The 23347-nt window shown below is 69.5% G+C and carries 24 protein-coding genes and 1 rRNA gene; 5 read left to right on the plus strand and 20 right to left on the minus strand.

All coding sequences use genetic code 11. The features are described 5' to 3' along the window. Position 1: 1 nt before the first annotated feature. Positions 2-1204 carry an acyl-CoA dehydrogenase family protein gene (locus OG841_RS20555; RefSeq protein WP_371566432.1) on the plus strand — a complete coding sequence of 401 codons (1203 nt, stop codon included), beginning with the start codon at positions 2-4 and terminating at the stop codon, positions 1202-1204. 51 nt (positions 1205-1255) lie between these two features. Here OG841_RS20555 and OG841_RS20560 read toward each other — a convergent pair whose 3' ends face one another. Further along, a complete protein-coding gene (locus OG841_RS20560; RefSeq protein WP_371566434.1) occupies positions 1256-2458 on the minus strand; it encodes an aminotransferase-like domain-containing protein in 1203 nt (400 codons plus the stop codon). A 114-nt stretch (positions 2459-2572) separates the two neighbouring features. After that, positions 2573-3475 (minus strand): SAM-dependent methyltransferase, encoded by a 903-nt coding sequence (locus OG841_RS20565; protein WP_328640170.1) that lies wholly within the window; start codon positions 3473-3475, stop codon positions 2573-2575. Positions 3476-3710: 235 nt separating this feature from the next. On the opposite strand from OG841_RS20565, the gene OG841_RS20570 reads away from it, so the two are divergent. Next, on the plus strand, positions 3711-3884 hold the full coding sequence (locus tag OG841_RS20570; RefSeq protein WP_328640169.1) for a hypothetical protein: 174 nt from the start codon (positions 3711-3713) through the stop codon (positions 3882-3884). Between the two features lie 30 nt (positions 3885-3914). Here OG841_RS20570 and OG841_RS20575 read toward each other — a convergent pair whose 3' ends face one another. The 7 genes from OG841_RS20575 to OG841_RS20605 all read right to left on the minus strand — a co-directional run bounded on the left by OG841_RS20575 (position 3915) and on the right by OG841_RS20605 (position 11536). After that, a complete protein-coding gene (locus OG841_RS20575) occupies positions 3915-4274 on the minus strand; it encodes a DUF805 domain-containing protein (RefSeq protein WP_328640168.1) in 360 nt (119 codons plus the stop codon). 294 nt (positions 4275-4568) lie between these two features. Continuing rightward, the gene (hemB, locus tag OG841_RS20580; RefSeq protein ID WP_328640167.1) at positions 4569-5561 is read right to left on the minus strand and encodes a porphobilinogen synthase; all 993 of its coding nucleotides are present in this window, start codon (positions 5559-5561) and stop codon (positions 4569-4571) included. Positions 5562-5903: 342 nt separating this feature from the next. After that, entirely contained in the window at positions 5904-7610 is a 1707-nt protein-coding gene (locus OG841_RS20585) for a bifunctional uroporphyrinogen-III C-methyltransferase/uroporphyrinogen-III synthase (protein WP_328640166.1), read from the minus strand. Beyond that, entirely contained in the window at positions 7607-8566 is a 960-nt protein-coding gene (gene hemC, locus OG841_RS20590; RefSeq protein ID WP_328640165.1) for a hydroxymethylbilane synthase, read from the minus strand. Before hemC ends, OG841_RS20585 begins: the two co-directional genes overlap by 4 nt. Beyond that, the gene (locus OG841_RS20595) at positions 8563-10275 is read right to left on the minus strand and encodes a glutamyl-tRNA reductase (protein WP_328640164.1); all 1713 of its coding nucleotides are present in this window, start codon (positions 10273-10275) and stop codon (positions 8563-8565) included. The genes hemC and OG841_RS20595 overlap by 4 nt, the downstream gene beginning before the upstream one ends. After that, positions 10272-11039, minus strand: coding sequence for a redox-sensing transcriptional repressor Rex (locus OG841_RS20600; protein WP_328640163.1), 768 nt, complete (start codon positions 11037-11039; stop codon positions 10272-10274). The genes OG841_RS20595 and OG841_RS20600 overlap by 4 nt, the downstream gene beginning before the upstream one ends. Positions 11040-11248: 209 nt before the next feature. Beyond that, positions 11249-11536 carry a glutaredoxin family protein gene (locus tag OG841_RS20605; protein ID WP_328640162.1) on the minus strand — a complete coding sequence of 96 codons (288 nt, stop codon included), beginning with the start codon at positions 11534-11536 and terminating at the stop codon, positions 11249-11251. Between the two features lie 94 nt (positions 11537-11630). On the opposite strand from OG841_RS20605, the gene OG841_RS20610 reads away from it, so the two are divergent. The 3 genes from OG841_RS20610 (at position 11631) to OG841_RS20620 (ending at position 15091) form a co-directional block, all read left to right on the plus strand. Further along, positions 11631-12557: an HAD family hydrolase gene (locus OG841_RS20610; RefSeq protein WP_069762643.1), complete on the plus strand. Its 927-nt coding sequence runs from the start codon at positions 11631-11633 to the stop codon at positions 12555-12557. A gap of 315 nt (positions 12558-12872) precedes the next feature. Further along, positions 12873-13646, plus strand: a complete 774-nt coding sequence (locus tag OG841_RS20615; protein WP_280863278.1) for an ECF subfamily RNA polymerase sigma factor, BldN family — start codon at positions 12873-12875, stop codon at positions 13644-13646. A gap of 233 nt (positions 13647-13879) precedes the next feature. Next, entirely contained in the window at positions 13880-15091 is a 1212-nt protein-coding gene (locus OG841_RS20620; protein WP_371566443.1) for a DUF5667 domain-containing protein, read from the plus strand. Positions 15092-15190: 99 nt separating this feature from the next. Here the strand turns inward: OG841_RS20620 and OG841_RS20625 are convergent, their stop codons facing one another. The 11 genes from OG841_RS20625 to rrf all read right to left on the minus strand — a co-directional run bounded on the left by OG841_RS20625 (position 15191) and on the right by rrf (position 23332). Next, positions 15191-15472 (minus strand): hypothetical protein, encoded by a 282-nt coding sequence (locus OG841_RS20625; RefSeq protein ID WP_371566444.1) that lies wholly within the window; start codon positions 15470-15472, stop codon positions 15191-15193. 12 nt (positions 15473-15484) lie between these two features. Continuing rightward, entirely contained in the window at positions 15485-16537 is a 1053-nt protein-coding gene (locus tag OG841_RS20630) for a lysophospholipid acyltransferase family protein (RefSeq protein WP_328640160.1), read from the minus strand. Between the two features lie 14 nt (positions 16538-16551). Then, positions 16552-17613: an NAD-dependent epimerase/dehydratase family protein gene (locus OG841_RS20635; RefSeq protein ID WP_328640159.1), complete on the minus strand. Its 1062-nt coding sequence runs from the start codon at positions 17611-17613 to the stop codon at positions 16552-16554. A gap of 207 nt (positions 17614-17820) precedes the next feature. After that, positions 17821-17919, minus strand: coding sequence for a 30S ribosomal protein bS22 (locus OG841_RS20640; RefSeq protein WP_003948845.1), 99 nt, complete (start codon positions 17917-17919; stop codon positions 17821-17823). Positions 17920-18096: 177 nt separating this feature from the next. Beyond that, positions 18097-18306: a helix-turn-helix domain-containing protein gene (locus OG841_RS20645; RefSeq protein ID WP_016437488.1), complete on the minus strand. Its 210-nt coding sequence runs from the start codon at positions 18304-18306 to the stop codon at positions 18097-18099. A 129-nt stretch (positions 18307-18435) separates the two neighbouring features. Then, the gene (locus OG841_RS20650) at positions 18436-19251 is read right to left on the minus strand and encodes a phosphatase (RefSeq protein WP_328640158.1); all 816 of its coding nucleotides are present in this window, start codon (positions 19249-19251) and stop codon (positions 18436-18438) included. Positions 19252-19355: 104 nt separating this feature from the next. Then, positions 19356-20528 carry an acetoin utilization protein AcuC gene (locus tag OG841_RS20655; RefSeq protein ID WP_328640157.1) on the minus strand — a complete coding sequence of 391 codons (1173 nt, stop codon included), beginning with the start codon at positions 20526-20528 and terminating at the stop codon, positions 19356-19358. Continuing rightward, positions 20479-21690, minus strand: a complete 1212-nt coding sequence (locus OG841_RS20660; RefSeq protein WP_365118218.1) for an MFS transporter — start codon at positions 21688-21690, stop codon at positions 20479-20481. The genes OG841_RS20655 and OG841_RS20660 overlap by 50 nt, the downstream gene beginning before the upstream one ends. 66 nt (positions 21691-21756) lie before the next feature. Continuing rightward, positions 21757-22440 (minus strand): VC0807 family protein, encoded by a 684-nt coding sequence (locus OG841_RS20665; protein ID WP_365118221.1) that lies wholly within the window; start codon positions 22438-22440, stop codon positions 21757-21759. A gap of 69 nt (positions 22441-22509) precedes the next feature. Beyond that, on the minus strand, positions 22510-23154 hold the full coding sequence (locus tag OG841_RS20670) for an HAD family hydrolase (RefSeq protein ID WP_365118224.1): 645 nt from the start codon (positions 23152-23154) through the stop codon (positions 22510-22512). Between the two features lie 61 nt (positions 23155-23215). Further along, positions 23216-23332: ribosomal RNA gene (gene rrf, locus OG841_RS20675) — 5S ribosomal RNA — on the minus strand. Positions 23333-23347 lie beyond the last annotated feature (15 nt).

The raw sequence follows: 23347 nt of genomic DNA on the forward strand, positions 1-23347 counted from the left end.
GATGACCACCACCGTGCAGCCCCTCGAAGACCAGCTGATCTCCGACTTCTACGGCTACGAGGCCCTGCTGCCCGACGAGGAGCGCAAGCTCCTCCTCAAGGCCCGCACCCTCATGCGCGACGAGGTCAAGCCGCTGGTGAACGAGAACTGGGGCAACGGCACCTTCCCCCGGGAACTGATCGGCATCTTCCGCGAGAGCGGCCTGGCGGGCCTCCCCTACGAGGGCTACGGCGAGCACCGCCCCGCCGTCAGCAACCTGCTCACCGGCATGATGGCGATGGAGATGAGCCGCACCGACGCCTCGGTGGCCACGTTCTTCGGCGTCCACAACGGACTGGCGATGTACTCCGTCCACTCCGGCGGCGACCAGGAGCAGCGGGACCGCTGGCTGCCCGGGATGGCCGCGATGGACAAGATCGGCGCGTTCGCGATGACCGAGCCGCTCGGCGGCTCCGACGTGGCGGGCGGCATGCGCACCACGGCCCAGCGCGACGGTGACAGCTGGATCCTCAACGGGGCCAAGAAGTGGATCGGCAACGCGACCTTCGCCGACTACGTCGTCGTCTGGGCGAGGGACGTCGGCGACAACCACGTCAAGGGATTCGTGGTCGAGAAGGACACTCCCGGCTTCGAACCGACGAGGATCGAGGGCAAGATCGCCTTCCGGATCGTGGAGAACGCCGAGATCACCCTGACCGACGTCCGCGTCCCGGAGGCGAACCGCCTCCAGAACATCGACTCCTTCCGCGATGTCGCCGAGATCCTGCGCGCCACCCGCGGCGGGGTCGCCTGGCAGGCGCTGGGCGTGATGATCGGCGCCTACGAACTCGCCCTGGACTACGCCAAGGAGCGCAAGCAGTTCGGCCGCCCGATCGCCCGGTTCCAGCTGGTGCAGGACCTGCTCGTGAAGAGCCTCGGCAACATCACCGCCTCCTGGGGCATGCTCGTGCAGCTCGCCCGGCTCCAGGACGCCGGGATCTTCCACGACGAACACTCGTCGCTGGCCAAGGCGTTCGTCACCTCGCGGATGCGGGAGGTCGTCGCCTGGAGCCGGGAGATCTTCGGCGGCAACGGCATCGTGCTGGACTACGACATCGCCCGCTTCTTCACCGACGCCGAGGCGATCTACTCCTTCGAGGGCACCCGGGAGATGAACACCCTGATCGTCGGCAAGGCGATCACGGGACAGAGCGCCTTCGTCTGAACGACCACCCGAACACCGGCCGTATGGGGCGTGACTCGCGCAGGAGGCGAGTCACGCCCCGCCGCGCAACCCCTCCCCCAGCCTCCGCAGCCCCTCCCCGATCTCCCGCGGCGTCTGCGTCACGAAGCACAGCCGCAGGGTCGAGCGGTCGGGCTCACCGGCGTAGAAGGGCGCCCCCGGGACGTAGGCCACATCCCACGTCACGACCTGCGGAAGCAGCGCGGTCGTGTCGTACGACGCCGGAAGCCGCGCCCAGAGGAACATGCCGCCCTCGGGCCGGGTCCAGGTCGACCCCTCGGGCAGGGCGTCGGCCAGCCCCGCCAGCATGGCGTCCCGCCGCTCCCCGTAGACCCCGGCGACGCGCCGCACATGCGCGTCGAGGTCGCGGTCGGCCAAGTACCGTGCCGCGGCGAGCTGGTTGACGGTCGGGGTGTGCAGATCGGCGGCCTGCTTGGCGACCGCGCAGGCCCGCCGCAGCTCGCCGGGCGCCCGCAGCCAGCCGAGCCGCAGCCCGGGGGCCATGACCTTGGAGAAGGACCCGAGCAGCACGACCCGGTCGCGGACCTCCTTGTGGGAGGCGATCCACGGCACCCGCTCGCCCTCGAAGCGGAGCTCGCCGTACGGGTCGTCCTCGACGATCCACAGCCCGCGCCGCGCGGCCACGGACGCGACGGCGGCCCGGCGCTCCGCGGACATGGTCCGTCCGGTCGGGTTCTGGAAGGTGGGCACGGTGTAGAGCAGCTTGGGCCGCTCCTTCACCACCAGCTCCTCCAGCGCGACCGGATCCGGACCCTCCCCGTCCCCCGGCACGGCCACCACCCGGGCACCGGCGAGCCCGAAGGCCTGAAGTGCCGCCAGATAACAGGGACTTTCGACGAGGACGGTGTCCCCGGGCTCAAGGAGCGCGGTGGCGAGCAGCGACAGCGCCTGCTGCGACCCGGTGGTGACGAGGAGATCGTCCGCCTCCGTGACCAGCCCCCGAACCGACATCCGCGCCGCGAGGGCCGCCCGCAGCACGGGCTCGCCCTCGGTGGTCGAGTACTGGAGCGCCCGCTCGGGCATCTCCTCCAGGACCGCGCGGAAGGCGGCCGCGATCCCCTCGGCGTCGAACAGTTCGGGCGCCGGCAGCCCGCCCGCGAAGTTGATGACCTCGGGGCGGGCGGTGACGGCGAGGATGTCCCGTACGGGCGACCCACCGACCGCCCGGGCCCGGGCGGCGAGCGGCGGCACGGAAGCGATCATGGGCACCGTCATGGCACGGCTCCTTCACCTGCGGACTGCGGACTGCGACGACTGGGTCCAGCGCAGCCTAAGCAAATGAATGCCGCCTACAAGCACCTTTCCGCGATACGGACGTCACGCACCCGCTCACGCCTTGGTGCCGGTCGCCCCGTAGACGTTGATGTCGTCGTCCGTGACGTCGTTGATGTCGCGGTAACGGATCTTCTCGATGTCGTCGAGGGACTCGAAGTCCTCGGCGTCGATGGCCGGCGGCTCGGGTGCGGGCCCCGGGTGCCACTGATGCGCGGGCACCACGCCGGGCTCGTCCAGGGAGACACCCGGCACGTCGGTGAAGAACCGCTCCACCTCCCGCCTGGACCGGAACACGAAGGTGAACCCGCGTTCGGTGTAGGTCCGCTGGACCGCGCGGGTGGGCTCGGGATGCAGCTCGTCGGTCAGATGGCTGAGCACGATCCGGCTGCCGGCGGGCAGGGCCTCCACGAGCTCCCGCACGATGGGATAGGCCTCGTCGTCCTCGACGAAGTGCAGGATCGCGACCAGGCACAGCGCGATCGGCTGGTCGAAGTCCAGTGTCTTGGCGGCCTGTTCGAGGATCTGCGCGGGACTCTTGAAGTCGGCGTCGACGTAGTCCGTACGCCCCTCGGGTCCGCTGGTGAGCAGCGCGCGGGCATGCGCCAGCACCACCGGGTCGTTGTCGACGTACACGACCCGGGAGTCGGGCCGGATCCGCTGGGCGATCGTGTGGACGTTCTCCGCGGTGGGCAGCCCGGTGCCGATGTCGAGGAACTGCCGGATCCCGTCCCGCGCGGCCAGCCTGTCGACGGCCCGGCGCATGAAGTCACGGTTGTGGCGTACGTCGAGGTAGCCGCGGGGGTTGGCGGCGAGCGCGGCGGCGGCCGCCTCACGGTCGGCGGGGTAGTTGTCCTTGCCGCCGAGGAAGACGTCGTAGACGCGGGCCGGATGGGCCTTGGTGGTGTCGATCCTCCTGGCCAGCTCGGCCGGGTCCTGACTCAGCGCGTCACCGGACATGGGCGTCTCCCCTGTGAATGTGTCGGTCCTTCGACGGACAACCACCGCGATCGTCAAGAACCTAACTCCCCGGGCGACTTGATGGTGCCCGGCGCCCGATATGCCCCGTCCCGCATCCCACGACAGGGACTCGGGAAGCCACATCTCCGCAGGTCAGCGCGGTTCCCGACGCAAGGCCGTCCCGAATTCCCCGCCAAGGCTGGCGAACGTCGCCGCTGCCCCGCAGCCTGATCCCATGCCCACCCGACCCCACACCCCCCGCCTGCTCACCGCACTCGCCCTCGCCCTCCTCTCCCTCACCACCCTCACGGGCTGCAAAGACGGCCAGGGCGTACGCGACGAGGGCCCGGCCACGAACAAGGCGGCCGCGGTGAGCCCTTGGGAAAACCAGAAGGCCGCCCGGCACTGACCGGGCGGCCTTCGAAGCAGAGCTACGGCATCACACGTGCGCGGGGGCGAAGGCCTTCGGGTTCGGGCCGTACTTGTTGTCGCCCGGCTCGCTGTCCAGCACCGAGAAGACGAACAGGGTGATGCCGCCGACGAGCGGAACGAAGCTGAACAGGATCCACCAGCCGCTGCGGCCCGTGTCGTGCAGACGGCGCGCGGTGACGGCAAGGCCGGGCAGCAGGAAGGCGAGGTAGGGGATGAACGTGATCCACGACTGCTTGGTGGCGAGGCCGATGACGAGGAACAGGACGTAGATGATCCCGGCGAACAGCGCGAACATCCAGTATTCCTTGCGGCGCGCACGCCCACTGAAGACCGCGTACTTCTTGAGAACCTCGATGAACCAGCTCATGGTGGTGTCCCCCCATAGATCGCCGCTCGGAACCGTTCCGAATGGATCAGGCCAGGCGCAGAAGATATGGAGGATGTCGGGAACTCGTCAATTCGGCGGATGTAAGGAGTCCATCAAGCCGAAGGCTCGACACAGCCCGACAAATCCACCACATCCGGATGCGCATTACGGACACAACACCAGAAGATCACCGAGCGAAGTGGGCGTTGTTATCCGGACGTTGGCCGGAACGAGCTCCGCCCGTATCCGGACCGAGCTCGAACCGTTGCCGCAACACGCCCTCCGGCGGCTTCGTCAGCCGAGCTTCTGAGCCACCTCGGTCGCCCAGTAGGTGAGGATGTTCTGCGCCCCGGCCCGCTTGATTCCGGTCAGCGTCTCGAGGATCGCCCGGTCCCGGTCGATCCAGCCCTTCTCGGCGGCGGCCTCGATCATCGAGTACTCACCGGAGATCTGGTACGCGGCGACGGGCACGTCGACGGCGTCCGCGACCCGCGCGAGGATGTCGAGGTAGGGCCCGGCCGGCTTGACCATCACCATGTCGGCACCCTCCTCCAGATCGAGGGCGAGCTCGCGCAGGGACTCCCGCGCGTTGGCGGGATCCTGCTGATACGTCTTGCGGTCCCCCTGCAACGAGGAGGCGACGGCCTCCCGGAACGGACCGTAGAACGCGGAGGCGTACTTGGCCGTGTACGCCAGGATGGCCACGTCCTCCCGCCCGATCTGGTCGAGCGCGTCCCGGATGACCCCGACCTGCCCGTCCATCATCCCGCTGGGCCCCACGACATGGGCGCCGGCGTCGGCCTGGACCTGGGCCATCTCGGCGTACCGCTCGAGGGTGGCGTCATTGTCGACACGCCCCTGCGCGTCGAGCACCCCGCAGTGCCCGTGATCGATGGTCTCGTCGAGACACACATCGGACATCACGAGCAGGTCGTCCCCGACCTCGGCCCGTACGTCCCGGATGGCGACCTGCAGAATCCCGTCGGGATCGGTGCCCGGCGTCCCGAGAGCGTCCTTCTTCGACTCCTCCGGCACCCCGAAGAGCATGATCCCGGACACGCCTGCCGCCACGGCCTCCGCTGCCGCCTTCTTCAGACTGTCCCGCGAGTGCTGCACGACCCCGGGCATCGCCGAGATCGGCACCGGCTCACTCGCCCCTTCCAGCACGAACGCCGGGAGGATGAAGTCGGCGGGGTGCAGCCGGGTCTCGGCAACCATGCGGCGCATGACGGGGTTGGTCCGCAGCCGCCGGGGCCGCGTGCCGGGAAAGGATCCGTACGTCGTCATACACCTAAGCTACGCCCGCCCCGGGCCCCCCTTTGCCGACGCCTCGTCGGAGGCGGCGCCTACGGGGGTGCCAGGTCGGGTGGTCGTGCGGCCGCGCGCCGGTGGGGGCTGGTCGCGCAGTTCCCCGCGCCCCTGGGGAGTTGCAACCACCCACGCCACAACGGGCCGCAGCCGCGTACGGCGGCGAGGGGACGGGGTGGGGGGGTGTCCGCCCGCAGCGGCCGGCGTCCGGCACCGACCCACCCACCGCCGCAGGCACTCAGGGGCGCGGGGAACTCCGCACAACGCCCGCCCCCGCCGAACCCGCACCCGACCCCGACCCCGCGCACCCGAACAGCCCGCTCAGGTAGTCGACCGCCGACGCCTGGCCCCCGGCCGCCGCTCGCTCGGCCGTGTCACCGGGTCCCCGGCCTCGACCGCCGCCGCCCGCCGCTTCAGCCCGAAGTCGGCGAGGGCCTCGGCCAGCTTGTGCACGGACGGCTCGGGAGCCATCACATCCACTCGCAGCCCGTGCTCCTCGGCGGTCTTGGCCGTGGCGGGACCGATGCACGCGATCACGGTCACGTTGTGCGGCTTCCCGGCGATACCCACCAGGTTCCGCACGGTCGACGAGGACGTGAAGAGAACGGCGTCGAACCCACCGCCCTTGATCGCCTCCCGCGTCTCCGCGGGCGGCGGCGAGGCCCGCACGGTCCGATAGGCGGTGACGTCGTCGACCTCCCACCCGAGCTCGATGAGCCCGGCGACCAGGGTCTCGGTCGCGATGTCGGCCCGCGGCAGGAACACCCGGTCGATCGGGTCGAACACGGGGTCGTACGGCGGCCAGTCCTCGAGAAGACCCGCGGCCGACTGCTCACCGCTCGGCACCAGGTCAGGCTTCACGCCAAAGGCGATCAGCGCCTTAGCCGTCTGCTCGCCCACCGCGGCGACCTTGATCCCCGCGAACGCACGCGCGTCGAGCCCGTACTCCTCGAACTTCTCGCGTACGGCCTTGACGGCGTTGACCGAGGTGAAGGCGATCCACTCGTAGCGCCCGGTCACGAGCCCCTTGACCGCCCGCTCCATCTGCTGGGGCGTTCTCGGCGGCTCGACGGCGATCGTCGGCACCTCGTGCGGCACGGCCCCGTAGGACCGCAGCTGGTCGGAGAGCGAGGCCGCCTGCTCCTTCGTACGCGGCACGAGAACCTTCCAGCCGAACAGCGGCTTGCTCTCGAACCACGACAGCTGGTCGCGCTGCGCGGCGGCCGAACGCTCACCGACCACGACTATGACCGGCCGGCCGCCCTCGGGCGAGGGCAGCACCTTGGCCTGCTTGAGCGTCTGGGCGATGGTGCCCAGGGTGGCCGTCCACGTCCGCTGGCGGGTGGTCGTACCGGCCACCGTCACCGTCATCGGCGTATCGGGCTTGCGACCGGCCGCGACCAGTTCCCCGGCGGCGGCACCGACGGAGTCCAGGGTCGTCGACACGACCACGGTCCCGTCCGACGCCCCCACCTCCGTCCAGCACCGGTCCGAGGCCGTCCGCGCGTCCACGAACCGCACGTCCGCGCCCTGGGCGTCCCGCAGCGGCACACCGGCGTACGCGGGTACACCGACCGCGGCGGCGACACCGGGCACGACCTCGAAGGGCACGCCCGCGCGGGCGCAGGCCAGCATCTCCTCGGCGGCGTACGCGTCGAGCCCGGGGTCCCCGGACACCGCACGTACGACCCGCCTGCCGCCCCGCGCGGCCTCCATGACAAGATGTGCGGCATCCCGTACAGCGGGGACAGCTGCGGTTGTTGACGCGCCGTCAACGATCGTTAGTTGGGGCGCGCCCGTGCCCGGAACCGGAGTCGAAGGCGACTCCGTGTCCGTGTCCACGACGGCGACGCCCGACCGAGCGTGGACGCGTACGACGTCGAGCACTTCGTGCCCGGCGACGAGGACGTCCGCGTTCGTGAGCGCCTCGACGGCGCGCAGAGTCAGCAGTCCCGGATCTCCGGGTCCGGCACCGAGGAAGGTGACGTGCCCGTGTTCAGGACCGACGGGAAGGGTGGTGGGGCTCACTGTGCTCGCTCCCCCATCAGACCGGCCGCGCCCTGGGCAAGCATCTCGGCCGCGAGTTCACGGCCGAGCGCCATTGCTTGGTCGTACGTCTCGGGCACGGGACCGGTGGTGGACAACTGCACCGTGCGAGAGCCGTCGGTCGTGCCGACGACTCCCCGCAGGCGCATTTCCTTGACAATCTGCCCGTCGGCCAGCAGGTCGGCCAGCGCGCCCACAGGGGCGGAGCAGCCGGCCTCCAGGGCGGCGAGCAGTGACCGTTCGGCGGTCACGGCGACCCGCGTGAACGGGTCGTCGAGCTCGCCGAGCGCTGCGATCAGGTCCGCGTTGTCCGCGGTGCATTCGATCGCGAGTGCTCCCTGGCCGGGAGCGGGCAAAACTGTGTCGACCGAGAGGAAATCGGTCACTTCGTCGATACGGCCGATGCGGGTGAGGCCTGCCGCGGCCAGCACCACCGCATCGAGCTCACCATCGCGCACGAACCGCACCCGGGTGTCGATGTTCCCCCGGATCGCAACCGTCTCGATATCAAGTCCGTGCGTGCGGGCGTACGCGTTCAGCTGTGCCGTGCGCCGGGGCGAACCGGTGCCGATGCGGGCGCCGCGGGGCAGGTCGGTGAACTTGAGGGCATCCCGGGCGACGATGACGTCCCGCGGGTCCTCGCGCTCGGGTATCGCGGCCAGCGCCAGCTCCTCCGGCTGCCCGGTCGGCAGGTCCTTGAGCGAGTGCACCGCGAAGTCGACCTCGCCCTTGAGCAGGGCTTCGCGCAGCGCGGTCACGAAGACGCCGGTGCCGCCGATCTGCGCGAGCGCCTCCCTGGACACATCGCCGTACGTGGTGATCTCCACGAGCTCGACGGGCCGCCCGGTCACCTGGCTCACGGCGTCCGCCACCTGCCGCGACTGGGACATGGCGAGTTTGCTCCGCCTGGTCCCGAGCCGTAGCGCCTTGGTACTCATGACGAGCCTCGGTCTTTCTCATCGGTGGTGCTGTCCTCGGCGCGGGAGACGGCAGCCACCGTCTCGGGGTCGAGGTCGAACAGAGTCCGCAACGCGTCCGCGTACCCGGCACCGCCGGGCTCGGCCGCGAGTTGCTTGACCCGTACGGTCGGCGCGTGCAGCAGTTTGTCGACCACGCGCCGCACGGTCTGCGTGATCTCGCCGCGCTGCTTGTCGTCCAGCCCCGGCAGCCGCCCGTCGAGCCGGGCGATCTCACCGGCGACGACCTCGGCGGCCATGGACCGCAGCGCGACGACGGTCGGCGTGATGTGCGCGGCCCTGAGCGCGGCCCCGAAGGCGGCGACCTCATCGGCCACGATACGACGGACCTGGTCGACGTCGGCCGCCATGGGAGCGTCCGCCGAAGCATCGGCGAGCGACTCGATGTCGACGAGCCGCACTCCGCCCAGGCGGTGCACGGCGGCGTCGATGTCCCGGGGCATGGCGAGGTCGAGCAGGAAGAGCGAGGGGACGGGCCGCGGAATCTCGGCGACGGGCTCGGGCCTGCGCCGCTCGGGCACCCGCCCGATGGCGGCGGCGGTGGCCGCGAGCGCCGCGATGGCGTCGGCTTCCTCGGCGGGATCGAGCACGGTCACGGCCGGACCGGAACTCTGCGGCCTCGGCGCGTTGTCCACCCACGCGGCGTGCTGCTCCAGCTCGGAGGCGGCCATCCCGGCGACAGCGGCTTCGCCGAGCACGGAGAAGCCGGGGGTGGCCTGTATGGGGGCCAGGTCGAGCGGACAGTTCTCGTCCGTCGCGGAGCCCGCGGGCAGTCGTGCCGCCGGGACGGCTCCCGGCCCACGGAAGGGCGGCACCTCGTCGGCGCCGAGTTCCGCGACCGACCCCCGCGCCGCGGCGACCGCCTCGGCACTGAGGACGAGCCCGGTGGCGCCCGTACAGGACACCACGACATCTGCACGTGTCAGCTCGTCCGACACCGAATCCATCGGTACCGCGCGGGCGGACACGTCCCCGCCTTCGTTGAGGATCTCCGCAAGCCGCTCGGCCCGGTCAGCCGTCCGGTTGGCGACGACGATCTCCGTGACCCCGACCCGGGCCAGCGTCGCCGCGGCCAGCGAGGACATCGACCCGGCCCCGATGACCAGTGCCCTCTTCCCCCGAGCCCAGTCGGACACCTCCGCGCCGAGAGCAAGCTGCTCCAGCCCGAACGTGACCAGCGACTGCCCCGCCCGGTCGATCCCGGTCTCGGAGTGCGCCCGCTTCCCGACCCGCAGCGCCTGCTGGAACAGGTCGTTGAGCAGCCGTCCGGCCGTGTGCAGTTCCTGCGCCCGCGCCAGCGAGTCCTTTATCTGCCCGAGGATCTGCCCTTCCCCGACGACCATGGAGTCCAGCCCACAGGCCACGGAGAAGAGGTGATGAACGGCCCGGTCCTCGTAGTGCACGTACAGATACGGAGTGAGCTCGTCGAGCCCCACCCCGCTGTGCTGCGCGAGCAGCGTGGACAGCTCGGCCACCCCGGCGTGGAACTTGTCCACGTCGGCGTACAGCTCGATCCGGTTGCAGGTGGCCAGCACCGCGGCTTCCGTGGCCGGGTCGGCGGCGACGGTGTCCTGGACCAGCTTCACCTGCGCATCGGCATGAAGAGCCGCCCGCTCCAGCACGCTGACCGGCGCGCTGCGGTGGCTCAGCCCGACGACGAGGAGACTCATGCCGGCATCACGGCGGGTACGTCCCCGTCGGGCCCTTTGTCGGCGGAGTCGCTGCGGCCGACGACGACCGGACCGGCGCCGTCGGCAGCGGCGGCGGCCTCCTCACCGGCCTTGCGCTGCTCGTGGAAGGCGAGGATCTGCAGCTCGATGGAGAGGTCGACCTTGCGTACGTCGACGCCGTCCGGCACGGACAGCACGGTCGGCGCGAAGTTCAGGATGGAGGTGACCCCGGCGGCCACGAGCCGGTCGCAGACCGGCTGGGCGGCACCGGCGGGGGTGGCGATGACGCCGATCGACACGCCGTTGTCCTCGATGATCTTTTCCAGGTCGTCCGAGTGCTGCACCGGAATGCCCGCGACGGGCTTGCCGGCCATCGCCGGATCGGCGTCGATCAGCGCCGCGACACGGAATCCACGGGACGCGAAGCCGCCGTAGTTGGCGAGAGCGGCGCCCAGATTACCGATACCGACGATCACAACCGGCCAGTCCTGGGTCAGGCCGAGTTCGCGGGAGATCTGGTAGACGAGATACTCGACGTCGTAGCCGACACCGCGCGTTCCGTAAGAACCCAGATAGGAGAAATCCTTGCGCAGCTTCGCGGAATTGACCCCCGCGGCGGCCGCGAGCTCCTCGGAGGAGACCGTGGGTACCGAGCGCTCCGACAGTGCGGTCAGGGCTCGTAGGTACAGCGGAAGCCTGGCGACGGTGGCCTCGGGAATCCCTCGGCTACGGGTCGCCGGTCGGTGAGTTCGGCCAGTTGCCACGGTGCTCCTGCGGGTAGAGCGGGGCTGTAGGCGGTCATGCGTCCCCAGACCGCCCCGTCGAATGCAGGCTATGTCTTTGTGAACGCGTGCACAAAGATGGTGTCCGATTTGCCCGGCCAACGTGACCGGCGTCACGCGCGTCTCTCTCGGAGGCAAAACCGCACACTTCCCTCATCAATCCCGCCCCCACGACCACGTCGCCATCGATCCTAAGCGGTCAGGGCCCTGCGGAGACGGTCCTCGTTCACACGCCAGAAAGTGTGCTGTTCGCCGTCGACGAGCACCACCGGGATCTGCTCCCAGTACTGATCGTGGAGTTGAGGATCCTCGTCAATGCTCTTCTGCTCCCACGGAACCCCGAGATCTCCACACACCTTCTCGATCACGGACTGAGCGTCGTCACACAGATGGCAGCCCGGCTTGCGGATGAGAGTGACGAGCCGTTCCTCGGGAAGCCTGGCCGCACTGCGGCGGAAGATGGGACTCATGTCAGCCATTCTCACCCTTGCTTAACGGCACAGTCGCGGAGAGTTCACACCCTTCGAACCTCTCGGCTCCGGAACCACCGAACAGAATGGCTATGCTCACGCCATGGCCGCTCTAGGATGGCTCACTCCCCGTAGGCGCTCCGCCACGGCGCGGAGCGTGTTGGCAGGCGAGGCCTCGGCGGAGGCTGCGCGCAAGTCCTCCCAGGAGGTCGAGGAGACCCCTGGTACGGAACCGGAGTCCCAGTTCCCGGTCCTGGGCGACGACAAGGCCGCCGCCTTCTTCGACCTGGACAACACGGTGATGCAGGGCGCCGCCCTCTTCCACTTCGGCCGTGGCCTGTACAAACGGAAGTTCTTCGAGACCCGCGACCTCGCGAAGTTCGCCTGGCAGCAGGCGTGGTTCCGACTCGCCGGCGTCGAGGACCCGGAGCACATGCAGGAGGCCCGGGACTCCGCGCTGTCCATCGTGAAGGGCCACCGCGTCGCCGAGCTCCAGTCGATCGGCGAGGAGATCTACGACGAGTACATGGCCGAGCGCATCTGGCCGGGCACCCGCGCGCTGGCACAGGCGCACCTGGACGCGGGTCAGAAGGTGTGGTTGGTCACAGCGGCCCCGGTGGAGATCGCCCAGGTGATCGCCCGCCGTCTCGGCCTCACCGGCGCCCTCGGCACCGTGGCGGAGTCGGTGGACGGCGTCTATACGGGCAAGCTCGTGGGCGAACCCCTCCACGGCCCCGCGAAGGCGGAGGCCGTCCGGGCCCTGGCGGCGGCGGAGGGTCTCGACCTGTCGCGCTGCGCGGCGTACAGCGACAGCCACAACGACATCCCGATGCTCTCGCTGGTCGGCCACCCCTACGCGATCAACCCGGACACCAAGCTCCGCAAGCACGCCCGTCAACTGGACTGGCGCCTGCGCGACTACCGCACAGGCCGCAAGGCGGCGAAGGTCGGCATCCCGGCGGCGGCCGGCGTGGGAGCGGTGGCAGGCGGTACGGCGGCGGCGATCGCCCTGCACAAACGCCGCCGGTAGCCGGGCGAACACACCAATCCACGGGTTTTACGGGCGTAACCCCGTGTGCAGGCACATTGGCTGCACACGGCCACAACACGCCCTGTTCCCTGGCAGAACACGACCGCTTCCGATCAACAACCGGCCACTCTCCGGCACTTGAACTGCTCCCAATCGGTTACAGAAGCGACGTAATCGATGAATAGAGCAACTGGGTGTAGCAGAGCCTGCACTAAGCGTTATTCTCCTCAGACGCAATCCGGTACCCCTTCCGTCGCTACGACGGGTGAACGGTCCGGTACTGCACGTGATGGAAGCTCTGCCTCTGGGAGTCCCGTGTACCCACACGTCGGGGTTGACGCCTCGGGCCTGGCTACGCTGCGCGCAACGGTCCAAGACCTGTTGCGCGGCTTCGTCCCCACCGCGTACGCCGTCCCCGCCCTCGCCGCAGCCGCGGCACCGATCGGCCCGTGCTACGCACTGGCCGACGGTTCCGCGGCCGTCGGCAGACGAGGGCGTTCGACCGGCGCCGCCCCCGCCCGCCGTCCGGCCGCGGACAGCGACAGCGCCCGCATGATGGACCTGGTCGAACGCGCCCAGGCCGGCGAGGCCGACGCCTTCGGCCGCCTGTACGACCAGTACAGCGACACGGTGTACCGGTACATCTATTACCGGGTAGGAGGTAAGGCCACCGCCGAGGACCTGACGAGCGAGACATTCCTGCGCGCGCTCAGAAGGATCGGCACGTTCACCTGGCAGGGCCGCGACTTCGGTGCCTGGCTCGTCACCATCGCCCGCAACCTCGTCGCCGACCACTTCAAGTCGAGCCGGTTCCGTCTCGAGGTCACCACCGGCGAGATGCTCGACGCCAACGAGGTCGAGCGCTCGCCCGAGGACTCCGTCCTGGAGTCGCTCTCCAACGCCGCACTGCTGGACGCCGTCCGCCGGCTCAACCCCCAGCAGCAGGAGTGCGTGACCCTTCGTTTCCTCCAGGGCCTCTCCGTTGCCGAGACCGCCCGGGTGATGGGCAAGAACGAAGGCGCCATCAAGACCCTCCAGTACCGGGCCGTGCGCACCCTGGCCCGTCTCCTCCCGGACGACGTCCGCTGAGAGGGCACGCCCGGTAACCGCCAACTCGCTCTCGGTGAAAGTCCGTTGCCTTCCCGATCCGATCATCCGCCGTCCGTAACCCAAGTGCCACGCCGCTCGTTGTGCGGGATGCAGGCTCCCTGTGGTCACTCCCTGGCCGACTTCGATCACTCGATCGTGTGCTCGTGGTCAGGGTGTGCAACCCTCAGGACCCCCTGGGGAGTCGACCGTCATGACGAGAGGAGGTGCCGCCAGTGATCGCGAACGTATCGGCGCACCGGCGGGCGAACGCCTTCGCCCAGGCCCTGGAGGAGCAGTCCGACCGGGACCCGGCGGCCGAGCAGTCCGAAGGACACCAGCCGGCCGCTGGGGAACACACCGGGCAGGACCGCCTGTTGACCCTCGCGGAGTGTCTTGGCGAGCTGCCCAGGCCTGAGCTGGACCCTGAGGTCAAGGTCGTCCAGCGAGCCCAGCTCGTGGCCGCGATGGAGGCCATGCTGCTGGAGGGCGACGGGGTGGAACCCGCGGTGCCCGGGCAGCGGTCCCATCGGGCGGGAGCCGCCCACCGGGCGAGTCCGCTCGGGAAACTGCGACCGCGTTCCCGGCTCAGCAAGAGCCTGGCCGCGGGCGGCCTGAGCGTCGGAGTCGCCGCCGGAGCCTTCGGCGGAGTGGCCGCGGCCAGCTCGGACGCCCTGCCCGGGGACTCGCTGTACGGCCTCAAGCGCGGCATCGAGGACTTCAAGCTCAGCTACCTGTCCGAGGGCGACGACGAGCGCGGTGTCGCCTACCTCGACCAGGCCTCCACCCGGCTGAGCGAGGCCCGCCGCCTGATGGAGCGCGACCGGGGCGGTCACCTCGACCACGAGTCCCTGAGCGAGATCCGCCGCGCCCTGTCCGGCATGCAGCACGACGCCGCCGAAGGCCACCGCCTGCTGCACGAGGCGTACGACCGCGACCCGAACTCCCTGGGCCCCATCCAGGCTCTCTCCAGCTTCTCGCGCTCGCACCGCGAGGCCTGGGGCGCGCTTCGCGAGCGGCTGCCCGTGCAGCTCGGCGACGTCAGCAACCAGGTGTCCTCGGTCTTCGACGCCATAGACGAAGAGGTCGCCCCGCTGCAGTCCCTCCTGCCCGAATCCCCCGCCCGGAGCGGTGGCTCGGGACAGCGCCAGCGCTCCGGGACGGCGTCCTCGGACACCTCGACCGGTTCCGGCCGGTCCACGGCTCCGGGCACCGGCGGCTCCTCCGAGCACAGCGGCGGCAGCAGCCCCAGCAAGTCGGCCACCTCCGGCGGCGAGGACGACGGCCTGCTCGGCGGCAACACCGGCGGCCTCCTGGACCCGCCGAAGGCCACCGGCACCGCCACCCCGACCTCCCCCGCCCCGTCGTCCGACCCGGACGTCACCCTCCCGCCCCTCCTCCCGGGCCTCCTGCCCGGCCTGGGAATCGACGGCGAGAACACGAACTAGCTCTTCCGGTACGACGACGGGGGCGCCCCTTCCACGAAGGGGCGCCCCCGTCGTCGTACGACAGAAAAGATCAGCGGACCTGGCCGGTCAGGTTGAACATCAACATCGCGCCCCATCCACCCTGCCGCCCTGGCGCAGCGGGGTCGTCCTCGCGGCCAGGACCCGCATCGTCGGAAGCCATGTCCGCGCACCGATGCCGAACTGAATCGTCCACTTCGTCGGCAGCGGGACCGCTCCGAGGGGACCCAGCCACGGGAAGGTCGGGGTGAGCGGGAAGTACGGGAAGCCCAGCAGACGGGCCAGCGACCCATCCACATGGCCGCCCTCGCACCGCTCCGCGGGCTTCGCACGGCTGCGCCGGACTCCGTCCAGCGGCTCCACACCCGGGAAGACTCAGAAGAACACGGACCTCCGCTGCACCAGCAACTTGTACAACGTGTGCTGGATCTGTTCCCTGACCTGGTCGGTCAGGTTGAACATCAGCATCGGATCCTCCGCGGCCTCCGGCGGGTAGCCGTCCGTGAGGATCGGCTCGCCGAACTGAATCGTCCACTTCGTCGGCAGCGGAACCGCACCGAGGGGACCCAACCACGGGAAGGTCGGGGTGAGCGGAAAGTACGGGAAGCCCAGCAGACGGGCCAGCGTCTTCGCGTTGCCGATCATCGGGTAGATCTCCTCCGCGCCCACGATCGAGCACGGAATGATCGGGGTGCGCTGACGCAGAGCCGTGGAGACGAACCCACCCCGGCCGAAGCGCTGGAGCTTGTAGCGCTCGCTGAACGGCTTGCCGATGCCCTTGAAGCCCTCCGGCATCACACCGACCAGCTCACCGCGCCCCAGCAGCCGCTCGGCGTCCTCCGCGCAGGCGAGGGTGTGCCCGGCCTTGCGGGCGAGTTCGTTGACCACCGGCAGCATGAACACCAGGTCCGCCGCCAGCAGCCGTAGATGCCGGTTAGCGGGGTGCTGGTCGTGGACGGCGACCTGCATCATCAGGCCGTCCAGCGGCAGCGTCCCGGAGTGGTTGGCGACGATCAGCGCGCCGCCCTCCGCCGGGATGTTCTCGACGCCCTTCACCTCGACCCGGAAGTACTTCTCGTACACCGGCCGCAGCAGGGACATCAGGACCTGGTCGGTGAGTTCCTCGTCGTAGCCGAAGTCGTCGACCTCGTAGTCCCCGGTGAGCCGGCGGCGCAGGAAGCTGAGGCCTCCGGCGATCCGCCGCTCCAGGCCGCCCTCGTCGTTCGCCTGCTGCGGCGGCTCTTCCTCACGCGTCACAGGAACATCATCCTGCCCGGAGGCCCTGCTGGGCAGGGGCTGGACCTCACGGACCAGCGCGGGCTCGGAGCCCTTGCGCCGGCTCCCCCCGCCACGGCGCCGCGCCGGCCGCTGTACGGCGCCTGCGCGGGACCGGTCGTCGTCGAACGGAATGACCTTGGCGTCCGCCATCGTTGATGCGCTCCTCAGTTGGCGCTCTGCGTCGGGGGGTGGCCGCCGCCCGCGAGGGGCAGCGCGGCGATCCTGTCGACGGCCCCCGAGAGGGCCTCCGGCGGCAGCAGCCCGGGTCCCTGGCTGCGTGCGAACTCCGCGAAGGTCTCCGCCGTCGTGTACTTCGGCCGGAATCCGAGCGTCTCACGCATCTGGACCGTCGACACGACCCGGCCGTGGGTGAGCAGCCGGATCTGCTCGGGCGAGAAGTCCGTCATGCCGAGCGTCCGCACCAGCGACCCGGCCCAGGTGACGGCGGGCAGCAGCAGGGGCACGGTGGGCCTCCCGAGCCGCCGGGAACACTGCGACAGCAACAGGACCCCGTCGCCCGCGATGTTGAAGGTGCCGCTGTTGAGCGTGCCCCGCTCCGGTTCGTGCGAGGCGATCCTGAGCACCTCGATCACATCGTCCTCGTGCACGAACTGCAGCCGGGGGTCGTACCCGAACACGGTCGGCAGCACCGGCAGCGCGAAGTACGAGGCGAGCGGCGTGTCCGCCGTCGGCCCCAGGATGTTGGCGAACCTCAGCACACACACGGCCACGTCCGGCCGCCGCCGCGCGAAGCCCCGTACATACCCCTCGACCTCGACCGTGTCCTTGGCGAAGCCGCCGGACGGCAGGGACTTGGGCGGCGTGGTCTCCGTGAACACGGCGGGATCGCGCGGCGCCGAGCCGTACACGTTCGTGCTGGACTTCACCACGAGCCGCTTGACGTTCGGCGACTTCTGACAGGCCCCGAGGAGCTGCATGGTGCCGATGACGTTGGTCTCCTTGACCGTGGTCCGGCTCCCGCTGCCGAGCGCCATCGCCGTCACATCCAGGTGTACGACGGTGTCGGCGGCCGTTTCGGCCAGTACCCGCGCGATGCCGGGCTGCCGGATGTCCGCCTGGACGAAGTCGGCACCGCCCAGATGGTGCTCCGGCGCCACCGCGTCCACGGCGATCACCCGGTCCACTTGCGGGTCACGCTGGATGCGTCGTACGAACCGGCCCCCCAACTGCCGGGCCACTCCGGTCACGAGCACGACCTTTCCCAAGATCAGCGCCTTCCTTCCAGCCCTCGTACCGCCCTGGTCCTGTGCCGCGTTCCCCGTGTGCGCCAACCTAGCGGGTTGTTGTTGCGCTGTGATGACCGCCCACTGCATGAGGTGACGACATCCAGCCCACGGAGTACGTCCTGACACGCGTATGGCCCCCCACCGGCAAGAGGTGGGGGGCCACAAAACACGCTTTCGCGGCGTCGCCTACTTCTTGTTGCGACGCTGAACGCGCGTGCGCTTGAGCAGCTTGCGGTGCTTCTTCTTGGCCATCCGCTTGCGCCGCTTCTTGATAACAGAGCCCACGACTACCCTCGCTCACTTCTCATCACTCGGTGCTGGGCGCCATGGGCCCATACGACCTTCGACGGGCTAGCCTACCCGCCCGAGCGCTGAGGTCGTAATCGAGGGGAACCGGGGAGATCAGGCAGGGGTCCACGAGTGCCCTGAGGCCCCCTTGAGACCTCCCCGAGTCCGCTGTCGTCAGGCCGTCTCCACCCCCACATAACTCTCGCGGAGGTACTCGTGAACCGCGTTCTCGGGGACGCGGAAGGACCGCCCCACCCTGATCGCGGGCAGATGACCGCTGTGCACCAGCCGGTACACGGTCATCTTCGACACTCGCATCACCGAGGCGACTTCCGCCACGGTAAGGAACTGAACCTCGCTCAGAGGCCTCTGCTCAGCAGCCATGACACACCTGAACCTTCCGCACTCGACGGCCACCGGCTTCCCCTTCCGGTGACTCTTCGTCGCTGCGTGCTCACTCCCCAATGTAGGGGCGGGTGATGCAAGTGGGGAAGAGGTGCACCCATCGGCGGCCTACTGTGACAGACACGCTCGATTGAGTACGTAGCGGGTCAGCGGCAGGTAGTAATCAGACCGCACAGCGTCATCAAGTGGAACGACGACGGACACGACCCCCTCGGCCTCCCCCACAAAGAGCGCGGGGTCATCCGTATCCGCGAGCCCAATGGCCTCAAACCCCAGCTGACCTGCTCCGCAGACCCATCCGTGGTCCCCGACCACGAGCTCGGGAAGCGGCCCGCCGCTCTCCGCGGCGGCCGCCAGCACGGTACGAACCGGGAGCGGCGAGTGCGAGTGTGCGCCGGTCTCACAACCGGAGCTCTTCGCGTCCGGTTCCCGGACGAGCGCGACTCCTCGTACGTAGTCAAGGTTGTACGTGCGTAGACCGAACCGGGTCGTTATGTCGACACAGTGGCCATGCGCAGGGGTGAGGACGGTACATCCCGCCGCCGAGAGGGCGTCCGCGATGGCGGCGTAGAACCCGAGCAGTCGGTGCGGATGGCCGGTGCCGAGGAGCACGGCCCCCTGGCGCTGGGCGGTTGCCTCGAGCCGCTCCGCGAAGGCGTCGAGCGCGACGAGGGTTCGCTCAGGGTCAATCACATCATGGCCACTTGTGTGCCGCGGATCGCCCGAAACTCCGCACTTGTCGGCCATGAGACCGATCAAATCCCGCTCGTTCCACGACCACTCGGGATCGATCCCGATCAGCACCCTCGGATCCCGAGCCGCGAACAACCGGTAACTCCGCAGACTCTCCTCGCGGGAGGTGGCCACGGGCCCGGCCATACGAGCGGCCAGCAGATGGGCGCGGAGGGCACCGGTGCTCAACACGTGAGTGATGGTGACGGAGGCGAGGCGAAGGAGGGATGGGAACAGGGAAACACCGCACAGTTGGCGTAACCGGAGCCTGCACGGCTGCCCGCGGTCGGGACCTGCTACGCCAGCAAGCCCCGCAACGGGAACACCGCCCGCCGGGTGGCCAGTACCGCCTGATCCAGCCGATCCGCAGGGTCGTACCCCGCGTCCCACTCCGCATAGGCCACCGGCCACCGACCGTCCGTCATCCGCGCCGGCGCCAACTGCCGGGTCCGGGCGAACACTTCCTGCCGCCACCCCTCGGGAATCATCGCCTCGGGCTCGACCGGCCGCCCGGCGGCGATCCCCACCAGATGCGTCCAGGACCGGGGCACGACATCCACCACGGCGTACCCCCCGCCCCCGAGCGCGATCCACTTACCCGCGGCGTACTCGTGCGCCAGCTCATGACACGCCATCTGCACAGCCCGCTGCGCATCCAACGACACCGCGAGATGAGCCAGCGGATCCTCGAAGTGCGTATCGGCCCCGTGCTGCGTCACCAGCACATCCGGCCGGAAGTCGGCGATCAGCTCCGGCACCACCGCGTGGAACGCCCGCAACCACCCCGCGTCCCCCGTCCCCGCCGGCAACGCCACGTTCACGGCGCTGCCCTCGGCCGAGTCCGCACCCGTCTCCTCCGGCCACCCGGTCTGCGGAAACAGCGTCCGGGGATGCTCGTGCAGCGAGATCGTCAGAACCCGGGGATCCTCCCAGAACGCCGCCTGCACCCCGTCCCCGTGATGCACGTCGACATCCACATAGGCGACCCGCTCGGCGCCCAACTCCAGCAGCCGCGCGATGGCGAGCGAGGCGTCGTTGTAGATGCAGAACCCCGAGGCACCACCGGGCATCGCGTGATGCAGCCCACCCGCGAAGTTCACCGCATGCAGCGCCTGCCCCCGCCATACGGCCTCCGCCGCCCCCACCGACTGCCCGGCGATCAGCGCGGACACGTCGTGCATCCGCGGGAAGGCCGGATCGTCCATCGTTCCCAGCCCGTACGACTGGTCGGCCGCCCCAGGGTCCACGGAAGCCGCCTTCACGGCCTCGACGTAGTCCTCCCGGTGCACGAGCCGCAACGTCGACTCGCCCGCCGCCTTCGCGGACACGACCTCCACGTCCCGGTCCAGTCCGAAGGCATCCACCAGTCGCCGGGTCAGGTCGAGCCGGACCGGATCCATCGGATGGTCCGGACCGAAGTCATAGCCCGTTACTGCCTCGTCCCACATCAGCTGTGCGCGGCCGCTCATGCCCGCCACCGTATCGGTCCGGTTGAGCCGCGAACGACTTGGCGTACACCAGCGTCACCAGCACCAACACCATCGGCACGAGCATGGCCCCGCGATAGCTCCACGTGTCCCCCAAGGCCCCCACCAACGGCGAGCCGACCAGAAACCCGACGTAATTGAAGACATTGAGCCGAGCGACCGCGGCATCCGAGGCCCCCGGGAACAACCGCCCCGCCGCCGCGAAGGTCTGCGGCACCAGCACACACAACCCCAGCCCCAGCAGCGTGAACCCGAGCATCCCGACCCACGGTCCGGGCGCCACGGCCACCACCGCGAACCCCCCGGCCGCCACCAACGACCCCAGCCGGACGACCGCCGCGGCCCCGAACCGCCGCACCCCGAGGTCGCCGATGGTGCGCCCGATCAGCGTGGTCACCATGTAGACGTTGTACGGCACGGTGGCCAGCTGCTCCGAGCTCCCCAGCACATCCTGCAGATACTTCGCACTCCAGTTGGAGACGGTGGAGTCCCCGATGTACGCGAAGGTCATCACCAGACACAGCGGCAGCAGCAGCTTGAAGACCACCGTCTCCCCGCCCTGCGACTTCTCCTCCACGAGGGTGGCGTCCCCGTCGACGTACCACCGACTCCCCACCAGGCACAGCGGCAACAGCACCAGGACGACCGGCAGATAGGACACGAACAGCGCGAGATGCCAGTGCGCCCCCACCCAGGCGAGTGAGGCCCCGGCGATCCCGCCGAGACTGAACACCGCGTGGAAGCTCAGCATGATGCTGCGCCCGTACGCCCGCTGCAGGCTCACCCCGAGCATGTTCATGGACGCGTCGAGCATGCCCACGGCGAGCCCGAAGGCGCCGAGCGAGAACCCCAACTCGAGCGTCGAGTCCCCGGCCCCCACCCCCAGCAGCGCCAGGAGCACGACCGGTTGAGCGAACCGCAGCAGCCGACTGGGCCGTATTCGCTTCACCAGGTGCTCGGTCGAGACGCTCCCGACACCGGCGAGGATCGGCACGGCGGCCAGGAAAGCCGGCAGCAACGCGTCGGAGACGCCGTACCGGTCCTGGATGGCGGGGATCCGCGTCACCAGCAGAGCAAAGGCGACACCTTGCGCGAAGAAACTGAACGCCAGCGAGGCCCTACCGCGCCGCAGCACATCTGTCATGGCGGCGAGCGTAGGGCCCCGGCGTACTCGTGGGTAGATCCAGCCAAAGATGAATTTCACTCAGCTTTATCGGGCGAGGGCGACCTCGGGCCTCGACACGGCCTCCGCCTTCGTCTCGGCGCACAGCATCCGGGCCATGGGTCCGGCGCCCACCGCCCCGCTGACCAGGAAGGCCACGGCCATCGCCACGACCATGACGACGGACCCGAGCCAGACCATCGTGTCCACGGGGAGCGTGTACGCCCCTACAACCCGCAGCACACACTCCGCGAGCAGAACGACCCCCCACACCACGGAGAACCGCCGCTCGGCACTCCGGAAGTCCGCCGACCCGTCCTGGAGCCTCGCCCAGGCGGCCTCCCGCTCCGCGATCCCCTTCACCAGCCAGGGCTTCATCCCCGCGGTCATCATGGGCCTCCCGAGCGCGACGGAGACGAGAATGCCGATCCCGATCACGCTGCTGACCCCGCTGTCCTTGGCGAGCATCAGCCGCGGGTCGCCGGCGACGAGGCTGAGCAGCAGCCCCACGACGTTGACGACGAGGATGAGCGCGGCGAGACCGTTGACCGCTCGCTCCTTCACCACGCTCCAGCCGGTCCGCACCGCGGGCACGACACTGCTGAGGCCCAGCGCCATCAGCGTGCTCGTCCCGAGTCCGTCCTTGAGCAGGTAGTACGCCCCGATCGGCACAGCCACGTCCACGATCAGGGGAGCCAGGTTCGCGCGCTTCGAGTTCGTCTTCGTCGTCATGCCCTCAGCTTCCCGTCCGGCGAGGGGGTGCCAACAGAAACGATCGTCCGGACCTCGGCATGACAAATGTCAGACGAACAGGTCAGCCAACTCCCCCATGCCGGAGAAGAGTTGGGTGGCCCCCGCCAGCTTGGCGGCAGGCGTCATGGCGGTGAAGCCGTACACGTCCATCCCGGCCGCGACAGCCGCCTGCACGCCCAGCGGACTGTCCTCGACCACCACACACCGCCCGGGCTCGACCCCCATCCGCTCGGCGGCGTACAGGAACAGATCCGGCGCCGGCTTGCCCCGCCCCACATCATGCGAACTGAAGATCCGCTCGTCCGCGAACCACCGGTCGAGCCCGGTCGCCCGATGCCCCACCCGGATCCGCTCATGACTCCCGGAGGACGCGACGCAGAACGGCACCCCGTCCGCCGCCAGCTTCTCCAGTACGCCCGCCACGCCGACCACCGGCTGCAACTCCCGCTCGAACGCGGCGAACACCCGCGAGTGGAAGACGTCGTCGAAGTCCTCCGGCAGCCGCCGCCCGGTGCGTTCCAGGACGAGGTCGTGGATCCGGTGCATGGCGGAGCCCATGTAGTCGCGGATGGATTCCTCGTAGGAGGTCGGATGGCCGAGCTCCGTCAGATACGCGGCGAGATGCCGATTGGAGATCGGCTCACTGTCGACGAGAACACCGTCGTTGTCGAAGATGACGAGGTCGTAACGCATGTATCGAGCCTAAACGCAGAAAACCCCCGTTCCGAATGGAACGGGGGTTTTCTCAAAAATTGTTCGGCGGTGTCCTACTCTCCCACAGGGTCCCCCCTGCAGTACCATCGGCGCTGTAAGGCTTAGCTTCCGGGTTCGGAATGTAACCGGGCGTTTCCCTCACGCTATGACCACCGAAACACTATGAAGTTAG

It is taken from the genome of Streptomyces canus (assembly GCF_041435015.1).
GTDB classification, from domain to species: Bacteria; Actinomycetota; Actinomycetes; order Streptomycetales; family Streptomycetaceae; genus Streptomyces; species Streptomyces canus_G.